General features: G+C 68.1%; 17 protein-coding genes. All 17 read right to left on the bottom strand.

What is annotated here, in order from left to right; translation table 11 throughout:
• Window positions 1–10: 10 nt before the first annotated feature.
• On the bottom strand, window positions 11–844 hold the full coding sequence (locus tag I3K84_RS15895; protein ID WP_015914260.1) for a cell division protein FtsQ/DivIB: 834 nt from the start codon (window positions 842–844) through the stop codon (window positions 11–13).
• The gene (locus I3K84_RS15890) at window positions 841–1,839 is read right to left on the bottom strand and encodes a D-alanine--D-alanine ligase (RefSeq protein WP_196994972.1); all 999 of its coding nucleotides are present in this window, start codon (window positions 1,837–1,839) and stop codon (window positions 841–843) included. The genes I3K84_RS15895 and I3K84_RS15890 overlap by 4 nt, the downstream gene beginning before the upstream one ends.
• A complete protein-coding gene (murC, locus tag I3K84_RS15885; RefSeq protein WP_123676129.1) occupies window positions 1,836–3,269 on the bottom strand; it encodes a UDP-N-acetylmuramate--L-alanine ligase in 1,434 nt (477 codons plus the stop codon). The genes I3K84_RS15890 and murC overlap by 4 nt, the downstream gene beginning before the upstream one ends.
• Window positions 3,266–4,465, bottom strand: a complete 1,200-nt coding sequence (gene murG / locus I3K84_RS15880; protein WP_196994971.1) for an undecaprenyldiphospho-muramoylpentapeptide beta-N-acetylglucosaminyltransferase — start codon at window positions 4,463–4,465, stop codon at window positions 3,266–3,268. Before murG ends, murC begins: the two co-directional genes overlap by 4 nt.
• Before the next feature lie 94 nt (window positions 4,466–4,559).
• Window positions 4,560–5,840, bottom strand: coding sequence for a putative lipid II flippase FtsW (ftsW, locus tag I3K84_RS15875; RefSeq protein WP_196994970.1), 1,281 nt, complete (start codon window positions 5,838–5,840; stop codon window positions 4,560–4,562).
• Window positions 5,837–7,729, bottom strand: a complete 1,893-nt coding sequence (gene murD / locus I3K84_RS15870) for a UDP-N-acetylmuramoyl-L-alanine--D-glutamate ligase (protein WP_196994969.1) — start codon at window positions 7,727–7,729, stop codon at window positions 5,837–5,839. The genes ftsW and murD overlap by 4 nt, the downstream gene beginning before the upstream one ends.
• Entirely contained in the window at window positions 7,726–8,904 is a 1,179-nt protein-coding gene (gene mraY / locus I3K84_RS15865) for a phospho-N-acetylmuramoyl-pentapeptide-transferase (protein ID WP_011806767.1), read from the bottom strand. Before mraY ends, murD begins: the two co-directional genes overlap by 4 nt.
• Complete coding sequence (gene murF / locus I3K84_RS15860) at window positions 8,895–10,343, bottom strand: UDP-N-acetylmuramoyl-tripeptide--D-alanyl-D-alanine ligase (RefSeq protein WP_231403346.1); 1,449 nt, start codon at window positions 10,341–10,343, stop codon at window positions 8,895–8,897. The genes mraY and murF overlap by 10 nt, the downstream gene beginning before the upstream one ends.
• Complete coding sequence (locus I3K84_RS15855) at window positions 10,340–11,845, bottom strand: UDP-N-acetylmuramoyl-L-alanyl-D-glutamate--2,6-diaminopimelate ligase (protein ID WP_196994968.1); 1,506 nt, start codon at window positions 11,843–11,845, stop codon at window positions 10,340–10,342. Before I3K84_RS15855 ends, murF begins: the two co-directional genes overlap by 4 nt.
• Complete coding sequence (locus I3K84_RS15850) at window positions 11,842–13,590, bottom strand: penicillin-binding protein 2 (protein WP_196994967.1); 1,749 nt, start codon at window positions 13,588–13,590, stop codon at window positions 11,842–11,844. The genes I3K84_RS15855 and I3K84_RS15850 overlap by 4 nt, the downstream gene beginning before the upstream one ends.
• Window positions 13,587–13,889, bottom strand: coding sequence for a cell division protein FtsL (gene ftsL, locus I3K84_RS15845; RefSeq protein ID WP_015914268.1), 303 nt, complete (start codon window positions 13,887–13,889; stop codon window positions 13,587–13,589). Before ftsL ends, I3K84_RS15850 begins: the two co-directional genes overlap by 4 nt.
• A 106-nt stretch (window positions 13,890–13,995) precedes the next feature.
• On the bottom strand, window positions 13,996–14,922 hold the full coding sequence (rsmH, locus tag I3K84_RS15840; protein ID WP_196994966.1) for a 16S rRNA (cytosine(1402)-N(4))-methyltransferase RsmH: 927 nt from the start codon (window positions 14,920–14,922) through the stop codon (window positions 13,996–13,998).
• 9 nt (window positions 14,923–14,931) lie between these two features.
• Entirely contained in the window at window positions 14,932–15,360 is a 429-nt protein-coding gene (gene mraZ / locus I3K84_RS15835) for a division/cell wall cluster transcriptional repressor MraZ (RefSeq protein WP_011806773.1), read from the bottom strand.
• Between the two features lie 264 nt (window positions 15,361–15,624).
• Entirely contained in the window at window positions 15,625–16,965 is a 1,341-nt protein-coding gene (hslU, locus tag I3K84_RS15830; protein WP_088888335.1) for an ATP-dependent protease ATPase subunit HslU, read from the bottom strand.
• Window positions 16,966–17,060: 95 nt separating this feature from the next.
• Entirely contained in the window at window positions 17,061–17,606 is a 546-nt protein-coding gene (gene hslV / locus I3K84_RS15825; RefSeq protein WP_015914271.1) for an ATP-dependent protease subunit HslV, read from the bottom strand.
• Window positions 17,607–17,699: 93 nt separating this feature from the next.
• Entirely contained in the window at window positions 17,700–19,508 is a 1,809-nt protein-coding gene (locus I3K84_RS15820; RefSeq protein ID WP_172208520.1) for an STAS domain-containing protein, read from the bottom strand.
• Between the two features lie 53 nt (window positions 19,509–19,561).
• The gene (gene dksA / locus I3K84_RS15815) at window positions 19,562–20,407 is read right to left on the bottom strand and encodes an RNA polymerase-binding protein DksA (protein ID WP_333489994.1); all 846 of its coding nucleotides are present in this window, start codon (window positions 20,405–20,407) and stop codon (window positions 19,562–19,564) included.
• Window positions 20,408–20,411 lie beyond the last annotated feature (4 nt).

Raw genomic sequence — 20,411 nt, 5'->3', positions numbered from 1 at the left:
TGTCCTGCCCTCAGTTGTTCTGCCCCGCCCTGCGCGCACGCGACGCCGCGCGCAGCGCAGCCGCCTTCTGTGCGTCCGTACTCACGGTGGTGACGCCGCGCAGGCGCAGCGCATAGCCGCTTTCATGCCGCAAGTCGGCGTACTCCAGCGCATCCACGCGACGCCCCTGCCGCTGCGCCACGTCCGGCAGCGTGTGCACCAAACGCGACACGCGCTGCATCAGCAGTTGCGTCGAGCCACTCCCCAGCTCCAGCACCGCCCCGCTGTCCAGCGTGACCCGCCAGCCTCCATTTCCCGTGAGCTGCAACGAGTCGATGCCGGAACCCAGCGGCGCCAACGCGGGCGCCAGCTGGCGGTACATCTGCAGCAACTCCGCGGAGCGCTCGGGCGTGCCCATCAGGCGCGGCAGGTTGTCCTGCTCCAGGTCGCCCGCGTCGGCTTCAAAGACCTCGCCCCGGCTATTGACCAGGGTGTCGCTGCCTTCGGCGCCCCAGTAGGCGACCACGTCGTGCTCCTGCAGCTGCACGCGCAGTCCACTAGGGAACTCGCGGCGCACATAGGCCTGCCGCACCCAGGGCACCTGCTCGAAGGCGCGGCGCGCGGCCTGCAAGTCGATGGTGAAGAAGTTGCCCACGAGTTGCGGCGCAACGTTGGCACGCAGGCTCAACGCGCTGGTGTGCACGAGGTCGCCCTCCACCACGATGCGCCCGATCGAAAACGCAGGGTGGCGCAGCAGCCAGCCCCCGCCCACCGCCAGCACGGCCAGGGCGCAGCCCAGGAACAGGACCGTAGCGGTCATGTTCATGAGGCGAACGTCCAGCGGTGCGGGCAGCGTGTTGTTCATACCGGCTCCCGTCCTCCTGCCGCACCGGCCCGGCCCTGCAGCGCGTCCAGCGACGCGCTCGCCAGGATGCGCAGGCACAGGTCGGGGTAGCTGATGCCGCTGGCATTGGCCGACATCGGCACCAGCGAGTGGCCGGTCATGCCGGGCGAGGTGTTGATTTCCAGCAGGAAGGGCTTGCGATCGCTCGCGCGGATCATGATGTCGGCGCGCGCCCAGCCGCGACAACCCAGCGTACGGTAAGCCTGCACGACGATGCGCTGGATCTCGCGCTCCTCGGCCTCGGGCAGGCCGCTCGGGCAGTGGTACTGCGTGACGTCAGTGAAGTACTTGTTCTGGTAGTCGTAGTTGCCTTGCGGTGCCTCGATGCGGATCACCGGCAGCGCGCGCGCCTCGGCGCCTTGGCCCAGTATGGGACAGGTGGTCTCGTCACCATCGATGAACTGCTCGCACAGCACCTCGGGGTCATGCTGCGCGGCCAGCCGATACGCCTGTTCGCACTGCCCCAGCGAAGTGACCTTGGTCAGGCCGATGGTGGAGCCCTCACGCGAGGGCTTGACGATCATCGGCGCGCCCAGCGCCTGGAAGGCCTGGGCCGTCTCCGCACTGCTGGACACCAGGCGCCAGTCTGGCGTGGGCAGGCCGTCCGCGCGCCAGATGCGCTTGGTCATGATCTTGTCCATGGCGATGCTGGACGCCATCACGCCGGGACCGGTGTACGGAATGCCCAGCAGCTCCAGCGCGCCCTGCACCGTACCGTCCTCGCCATGGCGGCCGTGCAGCGCGATGAAGCAGCGGCTGTAGCCGTGGGCCTTGAGCTCCGACAGATCACTGTGCGCGGGGTCGAACGCATGCGCGTCCACGCCGCGCGAGCGCAGCGCCTGCAGCACGCCGCCGCCCGACATCAGCGACACCTCACGCTCGGCCGACGTGCCCCCCATGAGCACGGCCACTTTGCCCAGCGCCTTCACATCAATCTTGGGGTCATTTTGGCTCATTGCGCCCGTCCTTCCTGCGCTAGCAGCTCATTTTTTTGTAGCAAATCAACCACCTTGGCGGGTACGCCACCGATCGAGCCCGCCCCCATGCACAGCACCACATCGCCATCCCGGGCGCCCGCGGCAATGCGCTGCGGCATGTCGGCCACGTTGTCGATGAACACCGGCTCCACCGTCCCGGCCACGCGCAGTGCGCGCGCCAGCGACCGGCCGTCGGCCGCCACGATGGGCGCCTCGCCCGCGGCATAGACCTCGGTCAGCAGCACCGCGTCGGCTGTGCCCAGCACCTTGACGAAGTCCTCGAAGCAGTCGCGCGTGCGGCTGTAACGGTGCGGCTGGAAGGCCAGCACCAAGCGCCGCCCCGGATACGCCCCGCGCGCGGCCGCAAGCGTGGCCGCCATCTCCACCGGGTGGTGCCCGTAGTCCTCGATGAGCGTGAAGTGCCCCCCACCCTGCGCGGGCAGGTCGCCGTGGCGCTGGAAGCGCCGCCCCACCCCGGTGAAACCGGCGAGTGCGCGCAGCAGGGCCTCGTCGGGCACGTTCAGCTCGGCCGCCACGGCGATCACCGCCAGGGCGTTGAGCACGTTGTGCTCGCCGGCCAGGTTGAGCACGACCTGCAGGTCCGGCAGCGTCACGCCGTTGCGCCGCTGCACGGTGAAATGCATCTGCGTGCCCACGGCACGCACATCCACGGCGCGCACCTCGGCATCCTCGGACAGGCCGTAGCTCGTCACCGGGCAGGTCACCAGCGGCAGGATGTCGCGCACCGCCGGGTTGTCGATGCACAGGATGGCCGTGCCGTAAAACGGCATGCGGTGCAGGAAGTCCACGAATGCCTGCTTGAGCCGGCCGAAGTCGTGGCCGTAGGTCTCCATGTGATCGGCATCGATGTTGGTGACCACCGCCATGACGGGCAGCAGGTTGAGGAACGAGCCATCCGACTCGTCGGCCTCGACCACGATGTACTCGCCCTGGCCCAGCTTGGCATTGGTGCCCGCGCTGTTCAGCCGCCCGCCGATCACGAAGGTCGGGTCCAGCCCCGCCTCCCCCAGCACGCTGGCCACCAGGCTGGTGGTGGTGGTCTTGCCGTGTGCGCCGGCAATGGCGATGCCCTTGCGCAGGCGCATCAGCTCGGTCAGCATCAACGCGCGCGGCACCACGGGAATCTTGCGCTCACGCGCGGCCAGCACCTCGGGGTTGTCGGCCTGCACAGCGGTGGAGGTCACCACGGCGTCCGCACCAGCGATGTGCGCCGCCGCGTGGCCCACATGGGTGGCCACGCCCAATGACTGCAGGCGGCGCAGCGTGGGGCTGTCGGCCAGGTCGGAGCCGGAAACCACATAGCCCAGGTTGTGCAGCACCTCGGCAATGCCGCACATGCCGGAGCCACCGATGCCGACGAAGTGGATGTGGCGAATGGCCTGCTTCATCGTGCCAGCCTTTCACATGCCGCGACGATGTCGCGGGTTGCGTTGATCTTTCGCATCGTGCGTGCCTTTTGCGCCTTGGCCAGCAGGTCCTGGCGCTTCATGTTCTGCAGCATCTCGGCCAGGCCGTGGGCGGTCAGGTCGGCCTGCTGCACCAGCCAGCCCCCGCCCACCTTCACCAGGTACTGCGCGTTGGTGGTCTGGTGGTCGTCCACCGCGTGCGGGAATGGCACGAAGACCGCCGCAGCCCCCACGGCCGCAATCTCCGTCACCGTGCTGGCGCCCGCGCGGCACAGCACCAGGTCCGCGTCGGCGAACGCGGCCGCGGTGTCCTCGATGAACGGCGTGAGCGTGGCCTCGACGCCCGCCGCCGCGTAGCTGCGGCGCAGGGCCTCGATTTGGGACTCTCCGCTTTGGTGGGTGACGATGGGACGGTCCTGCTCATGGATCCATGCCAGCGCCTGGGGCACGATGTCGTTGAGCGCCTTGGCGCCCAGACTTCCGCCCACCACCAGCAGGCGCAGCGGACCTTCGCGCCCGGCAAGGCGCCGCTCGGGACGGGGCTGGCGCGTGAAGGCGCGCCGCATGGGGTTGCCCACCCACTGCGCATCGGGCAGCACATTGGGAAAGGCCGTGTAGACCCGCGTGGCCAGCCGCGACAGCAGCTTGTTGGCCATGCCGGGCACGGAGTTCTGCTCGTGCAGCAGCAGCGGCTTGCGCGCCAGGCGCGCGGCAATGCCGCCAGGGAAGGTGACGTACCCGCCCAGGCCGATCACCACGTCCGGCTGCAGCCGGCGCACGACCGCGCGCGCCTGCAGGCATGCGCGTGCCAGCCGCAGTGGCAAGGCCAGCAGTGTCTTCAGGCCCTTGCCGCGCACGCCGGAGAAGTCGATGGCCTCGAACGCGAAACCGCGCGGCGGCACCAGGCGCTCTTCCATGCTGCCGGGCGTGCCCAGCCAATGCACCTGCCAGCCACGTTCGCGCAGCGCCTCGGCCAGTGCCAGGCCAGGAAAGATATGTCCGCCCGTGCCACCGGCCATGACCAGCGCCGTGCGTTGGCGCGCGGGAAGGGAGTGCGCAGAGCGCTCCAGGACCTGCGTCGCGGGAAAATTGGACTGAACGCCCTCGCGCCGTCCGGCCCGCGCGCGCGCGGATCGCCCACGGCGGGGGTGCTGGCTGTGGCCGAAACTTGACGTCATGTCGGCGCTCCTGGTGCGCGGCGCGCGTGCAGGGGCATGGCAAGCCGGCAGTACCGACGCACTGCCACAAGCCCGAGACGGTGAATAAGGTTCCTCATGCACGGCCTCCGCGCATGAGCAGCTTGTTTTCGTAATCCACACGCAGGACCACCGCGATGGCGACCAGGTTCATCAGGATGGCCGATCCGCCAAAGCTCATCAGCGGCAGCGTCAGCCCCTTGGTGGGCAGCGCCCCCAGGTTCACTCCCATGTTGATGAAGGCCTGAAAGCCCACCCAGATCGCCACGCCCTGGGCCACGAGGCCCGAGAACACGCGGTCCAGCGCAATGGCCTGGCGGCCGATGTGCATGATGCGCCGCGTCATCCACAGGAAGGCGACGATCAGCGTGAGCACGCCCACCAGGCCGAATTCTTCGCCGATCACCGCCAGCAGGAAGTCGGTATGCGCCTCGGGCAGCCAGTGCAGCTTCTCGACGCTGCCGCCCAGCCCCACACCGAAGATCTCGCCGCGGCCGATGGCGATCAGCGCATGCGAGAGCTGGTAGCCCTTGCCCAGGGCGTGTTGCTCGCTGAACGGATCGAGGTAGGCAAACACGCGCTCGCGGCGCCAGGGTGAGCTGGCGATCATGATGGCGAAGGCCGCCACCAGCACACCCGCAATCAGGAAGAACATGCGCGCGTTCACGCCCCCCAGGAACAGGATGCCCATGGCGATCACCGCGATCACCATGAAGGCGCCCATGTCGGGCTCTGCCAGCAGCAGCGCACCCACCACCGCCACGGCGGCGGCCATGGGCAGCACGGCGCGAAAGAACCGCTCCTTGACCTCCATCTTGCGCACCATGTAGTCCGATGCGTAGATCAGCACCGCGAACTTCGCCAGCTCGGACGGCTGGAAGTTCATGAACCCCAGGCTGAGCCAGCGCCGCGCGCCATTCACCATGGTGCCCACGTGCGGGATCAGCACCGCGATCAACAGCACGATGGAGGCCACGAACAACCACGGCGCCATGCGCTCCCAGGTGTCCATCGATACCTGGAACGCGATCAGTGCCGCGACGAACCCCACGCCGATGGCAATCGCGTGGCGCAGCAGGAAGTGCGTGGGCGCGATGTTGCCAAAGCGCGGGTTGTCCGGCATGGCGATCGAGGCCGAATACACCATCACCACGCTGAAGGCCAGCAGCAGGACCACCACCCACAACAGCGCCTGGTCGAAGCCCAGCACGCGCGCGGGCGTGGCGGCCGTGCGACGGTATTCGGTGCCGCCCACGCGCACGGGCAGGACGTCGGCGTTTGCGGCCGGCGCGGCGCCCGCCCAGGCCCGCACGCGCTGCCACAGCGAGGGACGGGAAGCGGCGGGCGCGGCGGTCATCCCGTCCCTCCTTCCAGCGTCTGGCCGGCGTCTTCGGCCAGCGCCTGCACGGCTTCGCAGAAAACGCGAGCGCGGTGCGCGTAGTTGTCGAACATGTCCAGGCTGGCGCAGGCGGGCGACAGCAGCACGGCGTCGCCCGCATGGGCGCGCTGTGTGGCCAACTGCACGGCCTCGGGCAGCGTGGCGGCGTCCTGCAGCGGCACGCCGCAGCCCTGCAGCGCGGCGCGGATCTGCGGCGCGTCGCGCCCGATCAACACCACCGCGCGCGCATAGCGCGCCACGGGCGCGGCCAGCGGCGAGAAGTCCTGACCCTTGCCATCGCCACCCAGGATCACCACCAGGCGCCGGTCGGCGCCCAGCCCGGTCAGCGCAGCCACCGTGGCGCCCACGTTGGTGCCCTTGCTGTCGTCGAAGTACTCCACCTCGCGCACGATGCCCACGGGCTCCACGCGGTGCGGCTCACCGCGGTATTCGCGCAGGCCGTAGAGCATGGGCGCGAGCGGGCAGCCCGCAGCCTGGGCCAACGCCAGCGCAGCCAGGGCATTGATGGCGTTGTGCCGCCCGCGGATGCGCAGCGCGTCGGCGGGCATCAGGCGCTGGATGTGCAGCTCGGCGTCCTGCGCCTTGCCGCGCTTGGCCGTTTCGTCCGCTTCGTGTGCGCGCACCAGCCAGGCCATGCCGCTCACGACCTCGATGCCGAAGTCCCCCGGGCGCTGCGGCATGTCGCCACCGAAGGTCACGTGCGCGCGCAACTGGGGCTTTTGCAGCTTCACGCGCATTGGCGGCGGCAGCAGGGCCATGACTTCCGCGTCCTCGCGGTTGAGCACCATGAGGCCGGTCTCGCCGAAGATGCGCCCCTTGGCCTGTGCGTAGGCCTGCAGGCTGCCGTGCCAGTCCAGGTGGTCTTGCGTGATGTTCAGCACGGCCGCGGCCGTGGGCTCGAAGCCCTGCACGCCATCGAGCTGAAAGCTCGACAGCTCCAGCACCCACACCTCGGGCAGCGTGCCCGCGTCGATGTGCTGCGCCAGCGTATCCAGCAGCGTGGGGCCGATGTTGCCGGCCACCGCCACGCGCTTGTCCGCACACTCCACCAGCAGCCCCGTGAGCGAGGTCACGGTGGTCTTGCCGTTGGTGCCGGTGATGGCCAGCACCGCGGGCGCGTAGCCCTGACCGGCACGCAGCTCGCGCAGCGCCTGCGTATACAAGCCCAATTCGCCTTCCACGCTTATCTGGCGCGCGCGAGCAGCTATAACAACAGGAGCAATCTCATTCGGACTCAGACCCGGCGAGCGGTATACCGCGTGCAGCGCACGCCCCTGCACCAGGGTCTCATCGAAGGCGCCGGCGATGAACTCCACCTGCGGCAGTTCTGCGCGCAGCACCGCCAGCTGCGGCGGACTGCTGCGCGTGTCGGCCACGGTGACCTGCGCACCACAGCGCACACACCAGCGCGCCATGGCCAGGCCTGAAGCGCCCAGGCCCAGCACCAGCACCTGTTTGCCGGCAAGCGCGGGCGGCGCCTGCGGGGCCTCCTCGGACGCGACGGCAGGTTCCTCAACGGCGTGGTCCGCAGCCGGAGAAACGGGTGTGTCTTCAGCAGACGCGCCAGCGCCACCGTCCGCCGGAGCCGCGTCGGCAAAGATGCGCGCCACGAACTCGGCCGCGGCGGCCGCGGCTGACACCGCGGGTGCGGTGTAGTCATAGCGCGCCGCTGCATCTTGCGCGGGCGCTGGCAAGGGCGATAGATCCTGCGGCGGACTGTCGTGCGCCGCATCCTGCGGCAACGCGTCGTCCCGCTCCCCGGGCGCGGACACGGGCGCCGGCGGCACAGTCGTCGCTGCGGCGCCGAATGCGTCGGGGTGCAGGGGATCGTGGTGGCCAGTGTTCATCGCAGCTTCAGCGTGGTCAGACCCACGAGGCACAACAGCATGGTGATGATCCAGAAGCGCACGACGACCTGCGTCTCCTTCCAGCCGCTCTTTTCAAAGTGGTGGTGCAGCGGCGCCATCTTGAGGAGGCGCCGGCCCTCGCCATACTTGCGCTTGGTGTACTTGAACCAGGTCACCTGCAGCATCACCGACAGCGCTTCCACCACGAAGATGCCGCCCATGATGGCCAGCACGATCTCCTGGCGCACGATGACCGCGATCGTGCCCAGCGCAGCGCCCAAAGCCAGCGCGCCGACGTCGCCCATGAAAACCTGGGCGGGGTGGGTGTTGAACCACAGGAAGGCGAGGCCCGCGCCCGCCATGGCGGCGCAGAAGATCAACAACTCGCCCGAGCCGGCGATATAAGGGAACAGCAGGTATTTCGCATAGCCCGCGTTACCGGTCACGTAGGCGAAGATGCCCAGCGAGGCACCCACCATGATCACGGGCATGATGGCCAGGCCGTCCAGGCCGTCGGTCAGGTTCACGGCGTTGCTGGAGCCCACGATCACCAGGTAGGTCAGGATCACGAAGCCCAGCACCCCCAGCGGGTAGCTCACTTCCTTGAAGAACGGCACCAGCAGGCCTGCCTTGGGCGGCAGGTCCATCAAAAAGCCGGACTGCACCCAGGTGATGAACAGCTCGAACACCCGCGTGTTGGAGTTCTCGGAAATGCTGAAGACGAGGTACAGCGCGGCCAGCAGCCCGATCACCGATTGCCAGAAATACTTCTCGCGCGAACGCATGCCCTCGGGGTCCTTGTTGACCACCTTGCGCCAGTCGTCCACCCAGCCGATGGCGCCAAACCCCAGCGTCACGGCCAGCACGATCCACACGAAACGGTTGGACAGGTCGAACCACAGCAGCGTGGAGATGGCAATGGAGCCCAGAATCAACACGCCGCCCATGGTGGGCGTGCCGCTCTTGGACAGGTGCGTCTGCATGGCGTAGCCGCGGATCGGCTGGCCGATCTTGAGCGAGGTCAGCATGCGGATGACCTTCGGCCCCGCGATCAGGCCGATGAGCAGCGCAGTCAGCGCCGCCATCACCGCCCGCAGCGTGAGGTACTGGAACACCCGCAGAAAGCTCAGCTCGGGCGACAGGCCTTGCAGCCATTGGGTCAGCATCAGCAGCATGCGGCTCCCCCTTGCGCGGCCGCGCCTGCGGCGCCGTCCTCATGCAGTGCCTGCAGCGCCTGCACGACCTGTTCCATCTTCATGAATCGCGATCCCTTCACCAGCACGCTGCCCACCGTGGGCAGGGCCTGCCCCACTGCGGCCTGCAGCGTGGCCATGTCCTTGAAATGCCGTGCGGCCGTCCCACAGGCCTGCACGGCGTGGGCGCTCAGGTCGCCCAGCGCAAACAGCTGCTCGATGCCGCGCGCACGGGCGTGCGCGCCGGCCTCGGCGTGGAACTGCGGCCCCTGGTCGCCCACCTCGCCCATATCCCCCAGCACCAGCAGGCGCGGGCCAGGCAGTGCGGCCAACACCTCGATGGCCGCATGCACCGAGTCGGGGTTGGCGTTGTAGCTGTCGTCCACCACCGTGATGGAACGCCCCCCGCAACGCACGGCCAGCGCCCGCGAGCGCCCGTTGACCGGCGCGAAAGCCGCCAGCCCTTGCGCAATGCTCGCCAGAGGCACCCCCGCGGCCAGCGCGCAGGCCGTGGCGGCCAGGGCATTGGTGACGTTGTGGCGCCCTGCGATGGCCAGCCGCGTATCGAATGCGCCGTTGGGGGTGTCGATGCGCACCTGCCATGCGCCGTCGCCCCATTGCGCTGCGGCGCAGCGCACCTCGCCCGCGGCCTCGCCAAAGGTCAGGCAGTGCCGCGTGTCGGCCAGCTCGCGCCACAAGGGCGTGAAGGCATCTGCCGCCGGGAACACAGCCGTGCCATCGGCCGGCAGGGCAGACAGCACGCTGCCGTTCTCGCGCGCTACGGCCTCGACCGTGTGCATGAATTCCAGGTGCTCGCGCTGGGCGTTGTTGACCAGGGCCACGGTGGGCCGGGCAATGTCCGCCAGATTCGCGATCTCGCCGGGATGGTTCATGCCCAACTCGACCACCCCAGCCTCGTGGCCCGGCCGCAGGCGCAGCAGCGTGAGGGGCACGCCCACGTCGTTATTGAAGTTGCCCTGCGTGGCCAGCGCGGCGTCGCCTTTCCAGGCCCGCAGCACCGCCGCGATCATTTGCGTGACCGTGGTCTTGCCGTTGCTGCCGGTCACGGCGATCAGCGGCAGATCCCGCTGCGCGCGCCAGCCAGCGGCCAGCGCACCCAGGGCGGCCAGGGTGTCGGGGACCTCGATGCCGGGCAGACCGGCGTCGGCCAGGCCCGCATGCGCAATGGCCGCCGCGGCGCCGGCCCTTCGCGCCTGGGACAGAAACTGGTGCGCATCGAAACGCTCACCCTTGAGCGCCACGAACAGGTCACCTGCGGCCAGCGTGCGGGTATCGGTGTGCGCGCGCGCGAGCGGCGTGGCACCTTCGCCGATCAGTCGCGCACCAGGAATGCGGGCGCGCAGCAGATCAACCGCCTGTTGCAGCGTCATCATGGGGGAGTTGTTCTGGTGGTGGCTCATGCCACGCCTCCTCGGCGCGCGAGCGCTGCACGCGCGTGCGCCATGTCGGAGAACGGCACACGCTGGCCCGCCGTCTCCTGATAGTCCTCATGGCCCTTGCCGGCAATCAGCACCACATCGTTGGCGCCGGCCTCGGCCAGCGCTTGCGCGATGGCCGCGGCGCGGTCGACCTCGGCACGCACGCTGGTGCCTGCAATCGTGCCCAGCAGGATCTGGTGGATGATGGATTGCGGCTCCTCACCCCGCGGGTTATCGCTGGTGACGATGACCTCGTCGGCCTCGCGCTGTGCCACGGCTCCCATCAGCGGGCGCTTGCCGGCGTCGCGGTTGCCACCGCAGCCGAACACGCACCACAGCCGCCCTCCGCGCTGCGCCGCCACGGGCTTGAGCGCGGCCAGCGCCTGGTGCAGCGCATCGGGCGTGTGGGCATAGTCCACAGCCACCAGCGGCTGACCAGCGGCCGCCAACTGCTCCATGCGCCCGGGCACGGGCCGCAGGCGCGCACAGGCCTGGAGCGCCTGCGCCAGGGGCACCCCCAGCGCACGCATGCCTGCAATCACGCCCAACAGGTTGGACACGTTGTACAGGCCGATGACCTGGGTTTGCAGCACCTCGGTATGCGCGCCTTCGGCCACCGTGAAGGCCAGGCCGGCACCCGTGTGCACGATGTGCTTGGCCTGCAGGCGGGCGGGGCCCTGCAGAGAGACGCTCCACAGATCCAGGTCGCTGCCCTGCAGCTCGGCGTGCAGAGCGGCGCCCTGCGGGTCGTCCACATTCACCACAGATGCGCGCAGCCCCGGCCAGTCGAACAGTGCGCGCTTGGCTTGCCAGTAGGCGGCCATGCCCGGGTGGTAGTCCAGGTGGTCCTGCGTGAAGTTGGTGAACAGCGCCACGTGAATGCGTGTGCCGTCCAGGCGGTGCTCGGCCAGGCCGATAGACGATGCCTCGATGGCGCAGGCGCGATGGCCCGCTTCCGCAAACTGCGCGAAGGCGCGCTGCAGGCGCACCGGGTCGGGGGTCGTCATGCCCGTGGTCTGCAACACTGGCGGCACGCCCATGCCCAAAGTACCCACTAGCGCGCATCCAGCAAGCGCTGGCAGCTCTTCTTTTGATAGTTGATTGAGCGCATCCGCCAGCCACCAGGCCGTGCTGGTCTTGCCGTTGGTGCCAGTCACGGCCAGCACCTGCAGGCGCTGGGTAGGGTGGCCGAACCATTCGGAGGCAATCATGCCGGTCGCGGCCTTGAGGCCGCGCAGCGCCGCGATGTGGTCTCCCGCGAGGGCGAAGGGCTCCACGCCCTCGCACTCCACCAAGCAGGCGGCAGCGCCGCGCGCCACGGCGTCGCCCACGTGGGCGCGCCCGTCCGTGGCCGCGCCGGGCCACGCGATGAACCCATCGCCCGGCTGGATCAGGCGACTGTCCGTCTGCAGCGTGCCCGTGACGCGCTGGCGCAGCCAGTCCACGGCCTCCTGCAGGGTGGTGAGCGTGTGCAGTGCGTTCACAGCGATTCCTCCACACCGTTGGAGACGATGAGCGGCTTGACGGCCATGTCGGGCGCCACGCCCATCATGCGCAGGGTCTGCTGCACCACTTCACTGAACACCGGCGCCGCGACCGCACCGCCGTAGATCACGCCGTTGCTGGGTTCGTCGACCATCACGGCCACGATGATGCGCGGGTGGTCGATGGGCGCAAGCCCGGTGAACCAGGCGCGGTACTTGCCCGAGGCGTAGCTCTTGCCCACCTGCTTGCGCGCCGTGCCGGACTTGCCGCCCACGGAATAGCCCACCGTCTGCGCCTTCTGGCCCGTGCCGCCGGGCCCCGCGGCCATCTGCAGCATCTTGCGCACCTGGTTGGCGGTGCGTTCGGAGAACACGGGCACGCCCACGGGCGCTTCGTGGGTCTTCAGCATGGTGGCGGGAATCACCTTGCCGCCGTTGGAAAACACGGTATAGGAGCGCGCCATCTGGAACAGGCTGGCCGACAGCCCGTAGCCGTAGGACATGGTGGCCTGCTCGATGGGCCGCCAGCTCTTGTAGGGGCGCAGCCGCCCGCTCGCCACCCCCGGAAAGGCGATCTGCGGCTTTTGCCCGAAGCCGACGGCAGAGAAGGTTTCCCACATTTCCTGCGCCGGCAGCTGCATCGCGATCTTCGTGGTACCCACGTTGCTGGACTTCTGGATCACGCCCTCCACGGTCAACAGCCCGTAGTTGTGCGTATCGCTGATCGTCGAGCCGGTGATGGTCAAGCGGCCTGGCGTGGTGTCCACGCTGGTTTCGGGCTTGAAGCGGCCGCTCTCCAGCGCCAGCCCCACCGTGATGGGCTTGATGGTGGAGCCGGGTTCGAACACGTCGGTGAGCGCGCGGTTGCGCAGTTGCTCGCCCGTCAGGTTCTGGCGCTTGTCGGGCACATAGCTGGGGTAGTTGGCCAAGGCCAGCACCTCGCCCGTGCGCGCATCCAGCACCACCACGCTGCCGGCCTTGGCCTTGTGCGCCTGCACGGTGTCGCGCAACTTCTGGTAGGCGAAGAACTGCACCTTGCTGTCGATGGACAGCTGCATGTCCTTGCCATCCACGGGCGGCACTTCGGCGCCTACGCCCTCCACCACGCGGCCCAGGCGATCCTTGATCACGCGGCGCGACCCCGGCTTGCCCGCCAGATCCTTGTCGAAGGCCAGCTCCATGCCTTCCTGACCATGGTCTTCCACGTTCGTGAAGCCCACCACGTGCGCGGCGGCTTCGCCCTCGGGATACTGGCGCTTGTATTCCTTGCGCAGGTAGATGCCCTTCAGCCCCAGGGCGGTGACCTGCTGGCCCACGTCCCAGTCGAGCTGGCGCTTGATCCAGACGAAGGTCTTGTCCTCGTCGGCCAGCTTGTCCTGCAGCGTGGACAGCGGCATGTCCATGAGACGCGCCAGGTCCTTGAGCTTGGCGCGCACCTCGGGTTTGGCCATTTCCACATCTTCAGGGATGGCCCAGATGCTGGCCGCCGGAACGCTGGAAGCGAGGATGAGGCCATTGCGGTCGAGGATGCGGCCCCGGTTGGCCGGCAGCTCCAGCGTGCGCGCAAAACGTACCTCGCCCTGGCGCTGAAAGAAGTCGTTGCCAATCACCTGCACGTAGGCGGCGCGCCCCGCCAGGCCCACGAAACCCAGCGCCACCAGGGCGACGATGAACTTGCTGCGCCAGACAGGTGTCTTGCTGGCCAGCAGAGGGCTGGAGGTGTAGTTGACGCTGCGGCTGCTCACGGCGCGCGCCCCTCGCCAGCTGGCACGACGACGTTACCGCCGTCGGTCACGTATTCGGTAATGGCCGGCGTGGCGGTACGCATCTGCAGCCGGTCGCGCGCCAGGCGCTCCACGCGCAGCGGCGTGGCCTGCGCGCGCTTGTCCACCTGCAGACGCTGGTGCTCGGTCTCCAGGCGGCGCGACTCAGCCACCGCGCGATCGAGTTCGGTGAACAGCCTTCGCGACTGGTATTGCGTATGCACCAGGTATAGCGCGCTGGCCATCACCGCCAGCAGCAGCACAAGGCTGATGCGCGTCATCGCCCGCCTCCCGTGTGCCCTGCAACGCTCGAAGGACTGTGCCGCGGAGCGAGCGCGCCCCGTGCATGCGCGTGCAGCGTGGCCACATGGCGCATCCGCGCGTCGCTCATGCGGGCACCTCCGTGCGTTCCGCCACGCGCATCACGGCGCTGCGCGCACGCGCGTTGGCGGCCACCTCGTCCGTGCTCGGCTTGATGCGCTCCAGCGCCCTGAGCCGCATCGGCTGGGGCGGCGCGAACGGCGCACGGCGGTCGTAGACCTCCTTGGAGTGCTGTGCGATGAACTGCTTGACGATGCGGTCTTCCAGCGAGTGGAAGCTGATGACCACCAGCCGGCCACCGGGCCGCAGCACGTGCAGGCTGCCCTCTAGCGCCTGCTGCAGCTCCTCAAGCTCGGCGTTGATGAAAATCCGAAGAGCCTGAAATGTGCGCGTTGCAGGGTTCTGGCCCGGCTCGCGGGTCTTGACCGCGCCAGCCACGATGTCGGCCAGTTCGGCGGTGCTTGCAATGGGGCCGCGTTCCGTGCGCCGAGCAACAATCGCCTTTGCAATGGGGCCAGCAAACCGTTCTTCACCGTAGTCACGTATCACCTCCGCAATCTGTGCCGCTTCGGCATCTGCCAGCCACTCGGCCACGCTCTGGCCACGCGTGGTGTCCATGCGCATGTCCAGCGGACCATCGAAACGAAAACTGAACCCGCGCTGGGGGTCGTCGATCTGCGGGGAGCTCACGCCCAGGTCCAGCAGCACACCGGACACGCTGGCGGCGGGCAGTTCCCCGAGATGGCTGAACCCCTGGTGCCGAATGGAAAAGCGCGCATCCGTGATGCGCGCCGCTGCTTGAATGGCTTCGGTGTCCTTGTCGAACGCCACCAGGCGGCCTTGCGGCCCCAACCGCTGCAGGATGAGCCGCGAATGCCCTCCCCTGCCAAAGGTGCCGTCCACGAAGGTGCCCGCAGGCGCATCGCCATCGCCCAGCAAGGCGTGCACCGCCTCGTCGAGCAGGACCGTGGTGTGTTGCAGGGGCTGGTTCACACGCGGCCCCTAGAAAGAGAAATCCTTGAAGACATCGGGCATCTCGGCCTGCATGGCCGCGGCTTCCTTGGCCTCGTAGGTGGCCTTGTCCCACAGCTCGAAGTGGTTGCCCATGCCCAGCAGGATGGCGTCCTTGGACAGGCCGGCCGCCTCGCGCAATTCGGGCGAGACCAGCACCCGGCCGGTGCCGTCCATCTCCACGTCCATCGCGTTGCCGAGGAAGATGCGCTTCCACCATTGCGCGGACATGGGCAGCTGGGCAATGCGCTCGCGGAACTTCTCCCACTCGGGACGGGGGAAGACCATCAGGCAGCCATCGGGGTGCTTGGTGAGGGTGAGCTGGCCGCCCGCCTGCGCCGTGAGGGCGTCACGATGCCGGGTCGGCACGGACAGCCGCCCCTTTGCATCCAGACTCAGCGATGACGCCCCTTGAAACACCGATGGAACCCCTTGCCCGCTACTGCCGCTTTCCACCCCGAGAGAGGGCGCAAAGGGCACTTTTCACCACTTAATTGCACTTTTTTGCACTGTAGCAGGAAAAGAACACCAGGCAAGAGGCGCCGCAACAAAATTTTGCAATGAAATCAAGGACTTAGCGCCGATTTCCAAGGTGAAAATCGGGCAAATGTCCTTATTGATTAAGCACTTAGCTGCAGGTATGCAAGTGGTTTATGAAGGCTTGACGCCCCGCGCAACCAGGCATCACAGGATGTATCGGGACAAGTCTTCGTCCTGGCTCAGCGACTGCAGCCGCGCATTCACGTAGCCGGCATCCACCACCACGGTCTGCCCCGACAGGCGCGTGGCGTCATAACTCACCTCGTCCAGCAGCCGCTCCATCACCGTGGACAGGCGGCGCGCGCCGATGTTTTCGGTGCGCTCATTCACCTCGAAGGCAATGTGGGCCAGGCGGGTGATGCCCTCGGGCGTGAAATCCAGGGTGACGCCTTCCGTCTCCAGCAGCGCCTGGTACTGCTTGACCAGCGACGCATGGGTCTGCGTGAGGATGGCCTCGAAGTCCTGCACCGACAGGGAGGTGAGTTCCACGCGGATAGGGAAGCGCCCCTGCAGCTCGGGGATCAGGTCGCTCGGCTTGGCCAGGTGGAACGCCCCCGAGGCGATGAACAGGATGTGGTCGGTCTTGACCATGCCGTACTTTGTGGACACCGTGGTGCCCTCCACCAGCGGCAGCAGGTCGCGCTGCACGCCCTGACGCGAGACGTCGGCGCCGCCGGCCTCCTGGCGCGACGCGACCTTGTCGATCTCATCGATGAAAACAATACCGTTCTGCTCGGCGTTGGCCAGCGCCCGCGTCTTGACTTCTTCCTCATTGACCAGCTTGGCGGCCTCTTCCTCGACCAGCAGCTTCATGGCCTCGGCGATCTTGAGCTTGCGCGCGCGACGCCGCTCCTGGCCCATCTGGCTGAACATGCCACGCAACTGCTCGGTCATCTCCTCCATGCCGGCCGGGCTCATGATTTCGAACTGCGGCCGCGCATCGGCCAGGTCGATCTCGATCTCCTTGTCGTCCAGCTGGCCCTCACGCAGCTTCTTGCGGAACACCTGGCGCGCCGTGCTGTCACCCGCGGGCTCGCCGGTGCGCGCGGTATCGACGCTGGCGCCGCGCGCCGGAGGAATGAGCACGTCCAGGATGCGGTCCTCGGCGGCGTCTTCGGCACGCACGCGCACCTTCTTCATGTCGGCTTCGCGCGTCTGTTTCACGGCCACTTCCACCAGATCGCGGACGATGGAATCCACGTCCTTGCCCACGTAGCCCACCTCGGTGAACTTGGTGGCCTCGACCTTGATGAACGGCGCGTCCGCCAGGCGCGCCAGGCGCCGCGCGATCTCGGTCTTGCCCACGCCCGTGGGGCCGATCATGAGGATGTTCTTGGGCGTGATCTCGTGCCGCAGGCTGGCGTCCACCTGCTGGCGGCGCCAGCGGTTGCGCAGTGCAATGGCCACGGCGCGCTTGGCGCCGTTCTGGCCGACGATGTGGCGGTCGAGCTCGGAGACGATTTCCTGGGGAGTCATGGAGGACATGCTGCAGCCTGCCTGTCTTTATGAGTCAAATGAGCCGCTGGCGCTTGATAGACAAGCGCAAACAGCTACAAAAAAGATAGCCAACCACACGACGCCTACAACGTCTCGATGGTGTGGTGCATGTTGGTGTAGATGCACAGCTCACCCGCGATCTCCAGCGACTTCTTGACGATCTCGGCCGCGGGCAGGTCGGTGTTGCTCAAGAGCGCCTTGGCGGCCGAGTGGGCGTAGGCGCCGCCCGAGCCGATGGCGACGATGCCCTGCTCGGGCTCCAGCACGTCGCCGTTGCCGGTGATGATGAGGGACGCGGAATGGTCCGCCACGGCCAGCATGGCCTCCAGGCGGCGCAGCACGCGGTCGGTACGCCAATCCTTGGTGAGTTCGATGGCCGCGCGCGTCAGTTGGCCCTGGTGCTTTTCCAGCTTGGCCTCGAAACGTTCGAACAGCGTGAACGCATCGGCCGTGGCGCCGGCAAAGCCTGCCAGAACCCGCCCCTGGTAGAGCTTGCGCACCTTGCGCGCCGTGCCCTTGACAACGATGTTGCCCAGGGTGACCTGGCCGTCGCCGCCAAGGGCGACCTGGATGCCGTCTGCCGTCTGGCGCCGGACGCTGAGGATGGTGGTGCCGTGGTACTGTTCCATAGCTGGTGCATATGGGGGCGCCGCGCCGCCTTGCAAGCACGGCAGAGCACCTTCTCGGCAACGGCCCCGGAGTGGCAAATAGCCGGTGCGGCCTCAGTTCTTGCGAGGCACCACCCAGGCGTGCTCGTTCACGCCGATCACGTTGAAGAACACGGCGACCAACCGGTGCAGGTTGGTGAACTGCACCACATGCCCTTGCGCCTGCTGGGTGGCCGCCCAGTTCAGCACCGAGCCCACGGCAGCGAAATCGATGCGGATCAGCCGGTCGCAGGCCACGTTCAGCGGCACACCGGGGCGCACGAGAGGCTCCAGCGGCTCCAGGACGGAGGCCGCATCCCCCTCGATGTGGCCTTCGAGCGTGGCGGCAGGCCCCTCGTCCACGCCGCCCGGCTGCGACAGCGCGAACCCCGACGCGTACAGCGCGCTGTCGGCCGCGTCTGGCGTGGCCGGTGGCTGCGCACCGTCGTCGCCGCTGTAGCCGCAGCGCGGAGGCACCCACGATGGCGGCGAGACCTCGTAGGTGACGCAGTAGTCCAGCGCGACGAGTTCGAATTCATCGGGCAGCCCCATGAGCCGCAGTGCCGCCATGCGCAGCCGCCACCACTGTGGATCGGCGCCGCGGTCCCCCGACTGGGTGTGGGCCTGCAGGACCCCCTGCAGCGCGGCGGTGCCGACGAAGTGGATCTGCACATCCCGCTCCGCGCAGGCCTCGAACAGCTCGGCCAGCGCGGTGACCGCCGGCAGATCGATCGCGGTCAGCCGCGTCCAGTTCAGGGTCCAGGGCGGCGCGGAACGCGCCAGCGAGGCCTGCAGCGCCGCAATCGATTGCTGCGTGAGGGTGGATTGCGCACTCCAGCTCAGTTCCCTCTGCGGGATGGCGGGTGCACCCACGTCAGGCGTCATGGCCTTCAAACCCAGCTGTTCGGGCAACGAGAACCACAGCGGCGCCGAGCGACCGAAACGAGCGGCATAGTCAATGGCCAGCGCGTCGAAAGGCTCCTGCTGGCCCGTGGCCCGGTACAGGTCAAACAGGGTCATCCAGATGTCATGCTGCTGCTGGGGGTCACTGTGCTCGTGTTGGACCAGCACTTCCTTCAGGCCCGACTCCGCGCCGGCATAGTCGCCATTGGCAAAGCGGATCGCGGCCTCTTCCAGGTCGGGTTCGTGCACGAACTTCTCCGGTTGGGACGGCGCGGGCTGCGGCGCGTCCTCCGCGAGCGGCGGGGGTACGACCACCGGGCTCGCGTCGTGGAACATCGGCTCGACGGCGGGCGCCTTGTCGAGCGTCGGCGGCAGGCTCAGCGGCGCCGTCGGCGCAAAGGCGCGCGCGGGGTCGCCGGCCAGCCCGCTGGAGGCCAGCGCCGCCGCCATGGCCGCGGCCGCAGGCGACGGTTGTCCTGCGGTGGGTGCGGCGGCAAAAGCCGCGGCAGCCACCGGTGGGGGTCGCGGCGCGGGGGCTGCGGACGCTGCGGGCAGCGCCGCACCGTCAGGCGCGGGCGCCGCAGGGGTTGGGGCCGGGGTTTCGCCCGACCCTTTGCCTTTCCACCATTGCTGCGACATCTGCGCCTCGATCTCGTCGATCTTCTTGAGCGTGACGGCCCGCTCATCGGGCGAGGTCATGCTGGTCTGGAAGAACGACGTGCGCGCAGTGATGTCTTCAGGGCGCTGGCCGTGCAGGGCCTCGCGCTGGCGCAGCTTGCGCAGCTGATCGAACTCGCGGCGGCGCACGAAATCGTTGCGCCGCTTGCGCTCGATCATCTCCTTGAGCATCTGCTTGCTGTACTGGCTCTCGCGGTCCGCCTCGACCGCATCGAGATCGGACCAGTTGACGGTGGGATTGCGCACGAACCGCACCATCTTGGACAGCAGGCCGCCGGATGTGGTGGTGTCCTCCTTGCTCATGGATGCAAATGGGCGTGCGCAGTGCGGGCGTCTCGCGGCAATCGACCGCTGGGTCAGTCGCCAAACATTTTCTGCTTGAGTTCGCGGCGCTGCTGCGCCTCCAGCGACAGCGTGGCCGTGGGGCGCGCCAGCAGGCGGCCTACGCCGATGGGCTCGCCCGTCTCGTCGCAATAACCGTAGTCGCCGGCGTCGATGCGCGCGATGGACTGCTCGATCTTCTTGAGCAGCTTGCGCTCGCGGTCGCGCGTGCGCAGTTCCAGCGCGTGCTCTTCCTCGATCGTCGCGCGGTCGGCCGGATCAGGGACCACCACGGTGTCCTCGCGCAGGTGCTCGGTGGTTTCGCCCGCGTTGTGGTGCATGTTCTGCTTGAGCTGAGTCAGCTTGTGGCGGAAGAACGCCAGCTGCTTCTCATTCATGTACTCGCTCTCGGGCATGGCCAGCACTTCGGCATCCGTCAGGTCTTCGGCAGACTTGGTCTTCCAGTTGTTGGCCAGCTTGGGATCTTTCTTGGCGGCCGCCACAGGGGTTTGCAGGGTCGTAGGCATAGTTTTGGTAAAGCTGGCTTCGGGGGCGCCGGGCGCCGCCGCGGTGGCCTTGGATGGTACGGTCAATTGCCCGGAACCGGAAGGAGAAGGCCGGAGGCGCCGCGCGGTTACCTGCGCGGGTTCGTCGCCCGCGCGCTTGGCCTGGGCCGCAGCCTGGGCTTTGCTGGACTGGGCTTTCACTTCCTGTCTCCTCGCAGTTCGGGCTTTTTCCGCCTGCGTGCGGGGCCCAGGGCCCCTCGTGCAGCACGGTGCGAATGGCACGCGCCCCAGGGGGCGTTTTTGCCGGGGCGCGATTGTATAGACCTGCGCTGGCCGAGCGCAAAACGTTGTGGATACCACACAGGCGTAGTGCACTTTG

Origin of the sequence: Diaphorobacter sp. JS3051 (assembly GCF_015832135.1) — a bacterium.
In the GTDB taxonomy this organism is placed as follows: Bacteria; Pseudomonadota; Gammaproteobacteria; order Burkholderiales; family Burkholderiaceae_C; genus Diaphorobacter; species Diaphorobacter nitroreducens.
Note: the sequence above shows the minus strand (reverse complement) of the source record. Positions and strands in the feature narration are given on the sequence as shown.